The organism is Acinetobacter sp. YH12131, assembly GCF_013418635.1.
Taxonomy (GTDB): domain Bacteria; phylum Pseudomonadota; class Gammaproteobacteria; order Pseudomonadales; family Moraxellaceae; genus Acinetobacter; species Acinetobacter towneri.
In genome coordinates this window covers 1-6,429 of sequence record NZ_VPBQ01000034.1, presented here as the reverse complement: position 1 = coordinate 6,429, position 6,429 = coordinate 1, and the positions used below count along the sequence as shown (strand labels likewise).

Here is a 6,429-nt window from a genome sequence, read left to right as displayed (position 1 = left end):
TGGCCACTTGGTGGGTATGGCCCGCTTTCTTGACCAGGTGCGTGGCAATGACGCGGTAAACGATGCCCAGCACCCACCCCATGATCTCGGGCCGGCTGGCAAACAGGAAACGCAGCTGAAACGGGAAACTCAACACCCATTGGCGCATGGGCTGTACGGGCAGAACCTCATCGACCAGTAGCGCGGCGCTTTCGGCCATACGCCGTGCGCCACAACTAGGACAGAAGCCCCGACGTTTGCAGCTGAACGCAACCAGGTGCTCAGCGTGACACGACTCACAACGCACCCGCAGAAAGCCGTGTTCGAGACGGCCGCATTTGAGGTAGTCATCAAACTCGCGTTGCACATAGCCGGGCAGTTCCCTGCCCTGCGCCGCCAAATGGGCAGCGAACGTCTGGTAGTATTCTTCGACGATCCGATAGAGCAGGGTTTGCTCGGGCCGGTGACGCTGGTAACGACCAGTGTTCTCGTCCCGGCTGGCCATCCTGGCCGCCACTTGGGGCATGATCCGCATCCTTGCGATAGCCATAGCTAAACTCGGGTGCCTCGTCATCAGGCCCGAGGCGAATACTGCCAAAGCGTGACAACCCCAACCAGAGTGTAAAAATGACAAAGCCACTGGTCACTAATAAGTACAACCAGCCAAAGTCATCAGCGGTCGCATCCAGTGCTTTTTGCGCTAACTCTTGAACGCCATCAGGGTTACTGACTGTGGCAATTAAAAACAAACCAATAAAGAGTATTGATAGGTAAAAAACGGTTCCTACGTCTCCTAAAAGACGGTTTACCCATTGCTTAAACGTACTCATTACTTTCCTTAGAACTTACTATTTAACTAACTATTTCTTACAGGCAACCACTTGAACGACTGCTCCTTTACCCTGGTGATAGTTTCCTTCAGAGATTTCACGCTCTACTTCAGCACCTATTATAAAATCCAAACCGTTTAGTTCTTGCTGCAACCCTTCAAGCGACATAAACATATCTATTTGCGAGGCAGGAGGACCACCCACTCCATCCATGTCAATATGAGCAGCTGTATAGGCTTCTAGCATAAAGACGCCATTTTCTTTTAATGCAGCCACTGCCTGCTTATGCAATTTCAACCGTAACTCAAGAGGCACATGAGCGAAAATTGAAACGATGCCATCCCAAGCGTCTACGCCTAAATCATACTCATTTAAGTTGGCTACCACTGTGGTGATTTTTACACCCTGTTCAGCCGCCAATTTGTGTGCTTTTTCTAAGCCGACGCTAGACTGGTCAACCGCTGTAACGTCATAACCTTGCTTGGCTAAAAACACAGCATTGCGACCTTCACCTTCGGCTAAGCAAAGAACCTTACCTCCTTTAGGTAATTTAGAAAATTCGGCTTGTAATAAATAAAGGCACTCAAGATTTTTATGCTTATTTTTCTAATTGGGAAGCTGTTCTATTTACCCAAATATCGGAAGATGTTATTTTTGCCTTTAACGAATACGCAGCATTAATACGCGAAGACTTGTTTGTTGCAGATGACGAGGAATTTGAGGTTTTAGCAGTTATAAACCTCTCTCCAACTAAAGATGTTAATGGAAATTATGGTCTAATTTTTTATACCGCAATCGAAGACGAAGAGATCAATGAATATAATGCAGGTATGCTTTTTTCTGATATAGTGCTAGTTTACGATAATGGATATTTTAACACTGTTCGCTTTGAGGACATAATTGATGAAGATCAAGAAACAATATTGGATGAAGGCATTCATAATACAAGAATTGAGATTGAAGGTTATGAGTTTGAAATAAAAATTAAAACCATTTTAGATGAAATATCAAGCGATGATTTTTCAAAAAACTTGGCATTTAATAATAAAATTGAAATTGATATAGACTCTGAATCCGTTAAATTAGGCTCCACTTTAGAAGAAGTCTTAAGCGACATGAAACTAAGTTTATATCTAGGAATTTATTATATAAATCACCACAAACATTCTAATGTTCAAGTTACAAAAGATATGGTTGTTTCTTATGACATTGACACAGAAGGATACGGCTTTATAGTTATCAAATATACTGTTGATGAAAAAGATTATTTCACCTCAAAAACCTTTTTAGTTGCTAAAGATGGGGATGTAATACATGATTCACAAGTTATAATTAATATAGCCGATATGGATCTTTCTGACATAACTGATTATTCTGACATAATTGACTATGGTGTTAGCTATGCCTCATATGGTTCAATCAACAGAAATCCATTACTAATTGTGCCAATGGATTTGGATTTTTCGGGTCTAAAATTAGATTTTGAGGTACTAATTTACGATCTCTACGATTTTAATGAAATTTCAAATGAGTTTATTACCGTTTTAATAGGTGAGGATTTTGTATATGACAACACAAGTGTCGGTTTACAATGGATAACGATTAATGCAATCGACTCTAATGATGATACTTATGAATTCCAACTCTTAATTGCTGTCTACGATAACAATGATGAAAACTATGCAATACCTTATCTATCACATGAATTTGTCAATATACTAGGCGATTATAGGTTTCAAGAGGGATATGGTGTCGAAGGCATAAAATACGATGAAGAATCTCAAAAATTTCTTTATGCAGAATATATAGATATATATTATTGGGGAATTGATGAGCCTAAAACTTTTTACTTGTCCGAAACAAATTTTAAAAATGGCTTTTTTGCACTTACTCTAAATGTTTGGGGAATTGACGTAGACTTCACGGTGCCAGTATGAGAGTAAAATACTAAACATATTAAAATCTAATGTTTTGGTTAAATATTAACATATAAAAGTTGTGAAGAATTTAATAATCATCACATCTTTTTTTATGCAAATTTTTATTTGGTTTAAGATTTGTAACCAGTATTAGTAGTTTTTTATATGTAAAAACACCATTATTTTGTATGCTTGCTATATGTCCAATTTAAATGGCAATAGTTGACAAACTGTACGTTTCATCTTATAATTAATTATATAAACTATTAAAGATTATGCAATTAAAGGGAATTTATGGAAAGAAATATTAGGGATTCACAAAATTTCTTACACGATAAAAAATTAGTTAGTAGCCTTGTTGAAAATAGCAATATAAATAATACTGACATTGTATATGAAATAGGTCCGGGAAAAGGCATAATAACCGAACATTTATTAAGAGTAAGTAAAAGTGTAATTGCAATTGAATTAGACACCTCTTTGTATCAATTTTTAAAGCAAAACTTGAATAGTGAAAAACTAACACTTATCAATCAAGATTTTATGAACATAAAACTTCCTGATGGCAATTATAAAGTTTTTTCTAATATACCGTTTAATATGACGGGAGAAATCTTAACAAGATTACTAACAGCAATCAACCCGCCACAAGATATGTATATTATAATGCAGTACGAAGCAATGTTAAAATACGCAGGCACTCCATATTATAAAGACACATTAAAATCACTTATGTTCAAACCGTTATATGATATAAAACTGGCTTATGAGTTTTTGCCTTCAGATTTTAAACCAAAACCCAACGTGTCTATAGTTCTTGTGCATTTCCATAAAAAAGAATATTGTGATATAAAAAAAGCAACAATGTTAGAATATTGGGATTTTTTATCATATATGTATACTGCCCCAGGATTAAATTTTAAACAAAAAACAAAAAATATTTTTTCTTATGAACAGCAAAAACGTTTGAAAAAAATTATCAATTTAGATAGTGAACTAAATTTTTCCGATTGGACATATATTCAATGGATTAAAATGTTCGATACATATAAGCAGTTTGTATGCCAAGACAAGAAAAAACTCGTAGAAGGTTCTTATCAAAAACTTTTAAAAGAACAATCAAAATTAGAAAAAGTCCACAGAAGCAGAACTCAAAGATATTAAATAAAAGGGTACTTAATTGGAAAAAGGTTACTACTTATTTGCATATGTAGAGATAAACAAGTATGCCAATTTTTATAAAACAGATACAAAAAGGCACGACCAAAATATTTCACTTTGGGAATATGATGGTGGTAAATTGTCATTATTAAGATATTGGGAACTAGAGCGTTTATCCAGAATAAAACATCATAATAAAGCTTTTTATTCTGAAACTCAATTCAAAAATATTGTAAATGTTTTATTATCTGAATTTAATCTGCAATTATCAGATATAAAAGAGTATAGGAAGAATAAACGCCGTTTTTCTCCAAGTCCAGCCACTGTAGACCGCGAATGACGGCCTGCTTTGCCAGTGGGTGATTCTGAATCCGGCCCGTGTAGCCATCGATCCCGCCGAAAATTCACCCGTTTTTCCCGACAGCCGGGGCCAACCCAAGCCGCCGGCATAACGCATCCCTGCCGCGGCTGAATTACCGCAGCATCGTGATCGGAATCGTTTGGGACGGGTCAGGTAAACAGACCCGGCGACAGGCCAGCCGGTGGTGCCCGGCTCTCGGGCAACGGGCTGGACTCGTTGGTTTCGGCTTTTTGCTTCAGATGGTCGAGGATCTGCTTGATCACTACCGGATCTTCAATACAGGCAATCACCTTCATGGCACCGCCGCATTCGCTGCAAGTCTCGATGTCGATTTGGAATACACGCTTGAGCCGCTGTGCCCATTTCATCGACGCTCGCCGCCCAGCGGGTGTTGGCGGCTCATCCGATACCTTGACCTTTTTGCTCCCCTTGCCCCTCATGGCAGGTGTAACCAGGGCGCGGTGCTTGCTGTTGGGCGCAAACACCCCATGAAACCGGGTAAGGTTCACACGTGGCTTCGGCACCAACGCCGACAGTCTTGCGATGAAGTCCAGCGGCTCAAAGATCACATGCGTGGTGCCGTCCCGGTACGGCGTCTTAAGCTGGTAGCGCACGTTGCCATTCTTCGTGAGCGACAGCCGTTTCTCAGACACCGCCGGGCGGCTGATGTAGTGGCACAGCCGTTCGAGTTTGCTGCGCTCATGGGCCTTGGCCGCTACGCCGGCATGTAGCGAGAAACCGGCAACCTTACCGGGCATGTCACCAAACTGATCTTCCGGGTCGCAGGCGGGCAGTGTCTGCAGGGTGAACACCTTGCGCCCTGCCTGTGGCCCCACGGCGATGCGATACGTGATGGAATGCCCCAGCAGTGGAGTCATCGCATCTTCATCCACCGCATCCAAGGCCAGGTAACTGTTTTCAGCATCCCGCTCCAGTAGGCCTTGCCGCTCCAAATAGCGGCCGACCCGATGGGCGATGGTGTGCGCCAGTTGGGTGAGTTCGGCGCTGGTCGGCGCCCTGACCCAGAGGAACCGGGCTGTTCCATTGGGACGCTCAACGTACACGCCATCGAGGAACAGCATGTGAAAGTGAATGTTGAGGTTCAGTGCACTGCCGAAGCGCTGGATCAGGGTGACGGCACCGGTCTTGGCCGCTTGGTGGGTATAGCCCGCTTTCTTGACCAGATGCGTGGCGATGACGCGGTAAACGATGCCCAACACCCGGCCCATGACCTCCGGCCGGCTGGCGAACAGAAAGCGCAATTGAAAGGGAAAGCTGAGTACCCATTGGCGCATGGGCTGTACGGGCAGAACCTCATCGACCAGTAGCGCGGCGCTTTCGGCCATACGCCGTGCGCCACAACTAGGACAGAAGCCCCGACGTTTGCAGCTGAACGCAACCAGGTGCTCAGCGTGACACGACTCACAACGCACCCGCAGAAAGCCGTGTTCGAGACGGCCGCATTTGAGGTAGTCGTCAAACTCGCGTTGCACATAGCCGGGCAGTTCCCTGCCCTGCGCCGCCAAATGGGCAGCGAACGTCGGGTAGTATTCTTCGACGATCCGATAGAGCAGGGTTTGCTCGGGCCGGTGACGCTGGTAACGACCAGTGTTCTCGTCCCGGCTGGCCATCCTGGCCGCCACTTGGGGCATGATCCGCATCCTTGCGATACTGTGTTTTTATACAGTTTATCGCTCAGCTGCGAGATATTGAAGTCTCAGCTGTGATGCCAGCCAGTGCCAGACATTGCCTGTGAGTGCCAGTCACTCCCACTCTATTGTAAACAAGACATTTTTATCTTTTATATTCAATGGCTTATTTTCCTGCTAATTGGTAATACCATGAAAAATACCATGCTCAGAAAAGGCTTAACAATATTTTGAAAAATTGCCTACTGAGCGCTGCCGCACAGCTCCATAGGCCGCTTTCCTGGCTTTGCTTCCAGATGTATGCTCTTCTGCTCCTGCAGCTAATGGATCACCGCAAACAGGTTACTCGCCTGGGGATTCCCTTTCGACCCGAGCATCCGTATGAGACTCATGCTCGATTATTATTATTATAGAAGCCCCCATGAATAAATCGCTCATCATTTTCGGCATCGTCAACATAACCTCGGACAGTTTCTCCGATGGAGGCCGGTATCTGGCGCCAGACGCAGCCATTGCGCAGGCGCGTAAGC

6 protein-coding genes and 2 pseudogenes are annotated in these 6,429 nt (G+C 43.2%); 4 read left to right on the top strand and 4 right to left on the bottom strand.

The window, feature by feature from the left end; genetic code table 11:
- From FTU66_RS13265 to FTU66_RS13260, 3 genes and pseudogenes are all read right to left on the bottom strand, one after another.
- On the bottom strand, nucleotides 1-427 hold a 427-nt coding region (locus FTU66_RS13265; protein ID WP_373683005.1), incomplete at its 3' end, for a transposase zinc-binding domain-containing protein.
- On the bottom strand, nucleotides 330-809 hold the full coding sequence (locus FTU66_RS13785; RefSeq protein ID WP_338242671.1) for a BCCT family transporter: 480 nt from the start codon (nucleotides 807-809) through the stop codon (nucleotides 330-332). The genes FTU66_RS13785 and FTU66_RS13265, both read right to left, overlap by 98 nt.
- A 30-nt stretch (nucleotides 810-839) precedes the next feature.
- Nucleotides 840-1,352: pseudogene (locus tag FTU66_RS13260) on the bottom strand (class I SAM-dependent methyltransferase); the annotation flags it as partial.
- Between the two features lie 149 nt (nucleotides 1,353-1,501).
- Between FTU66_RS13260 and FTU66_RS13255 the strand changes: the two are divergent.
- The 3 genes from FTU66_RS13255 (at nucleotide 1,502) to FTU66_RS13245 (ending at nucleotide 4,229) form a co-directional block, all read left to right on the top strand.
- Nucleotides 1,502-2,746, top strand: coding sequence for a hypothetical protein (locus FTU66_RS13255; RefSeq protein ID WP_179990686.1), 1,245 nt, complete (start codon nucleotides 1,502-1,504; stop codon nucleotides 2,744-2,746).
- 276 nt (nucleotides 2,747-3,022) lie between these two features.
- Entirely contained in the window at nucleotides 3,023-3,892 is an 870-nt protein-coding gene (erm, locus tag FTU66_RS13250) for a 23S ribosomal RNA methyltransferase Erm (RefSeq protein ID WP_107318659.1), read from the top strand.
- Between the two features lie 16 nt (nucleotides 3,893-3,908).
- A complete protein-coding gene (locus tag FTU66_RS13245; RefSeq protein ID WP_179990683.1) occupies nucleotides 3,909-4,229 on the top strand; it encodes a hypothetical protein in 321 nt (106 codons plus the stop codon).
- 170 nt (nucleotides 4,230-4,399) lie between these two features.
- Here the strand turns inward: FTU66_RS13245 and FTU66_RS13240 are convergent, their stop codons facing one another.
- Nucleotides 4,400-5,902, bottom strand: coding sequence for an IS91 family transposase (locus FTU66_RS13240; protein ID WP_138773302.1), 1,503 nt, complete (start codon nucleotides 5,900-5,902; stop codon nucleotides 4,400-4,402).
- A 418-nt stretch (nucleotides 5,903-6,320) separates the two neighbouring features.
- On the opposite strand from FTU66_RS13240, the pseudogene FTU66_RS13235 reads away from it, so the two are divergent.
- A pseudogene (locus tag FTU66_RS13235) lies at nucleotides 6,321-6,429 on the top strand (dihydropteroate synthase); the annotation flags it as partial.

Coding starts and splice junctions, on each gene's coding strand:
- FTU66_RS13785 (WP_338242671.1), bottom strand. CDS start 809: ATGAGTACGTTTAAGCAATGGGTAAACCGTCTTTTAGGAGACGTAGGA.
- FTU66_RS13240 (WP_138773302.1), bottom strand. CDS start 5,902: ATGCCCCAAGTGGCGGCCAGGATGGCCAGCCGGGACGAGAACACTGGT.
- erm (WP_107318659.1), top strand. CDS start 3,023: ATGGAAAGAAATATTAGGGATTCACAAAATTTCTTACACGATAAAAAA.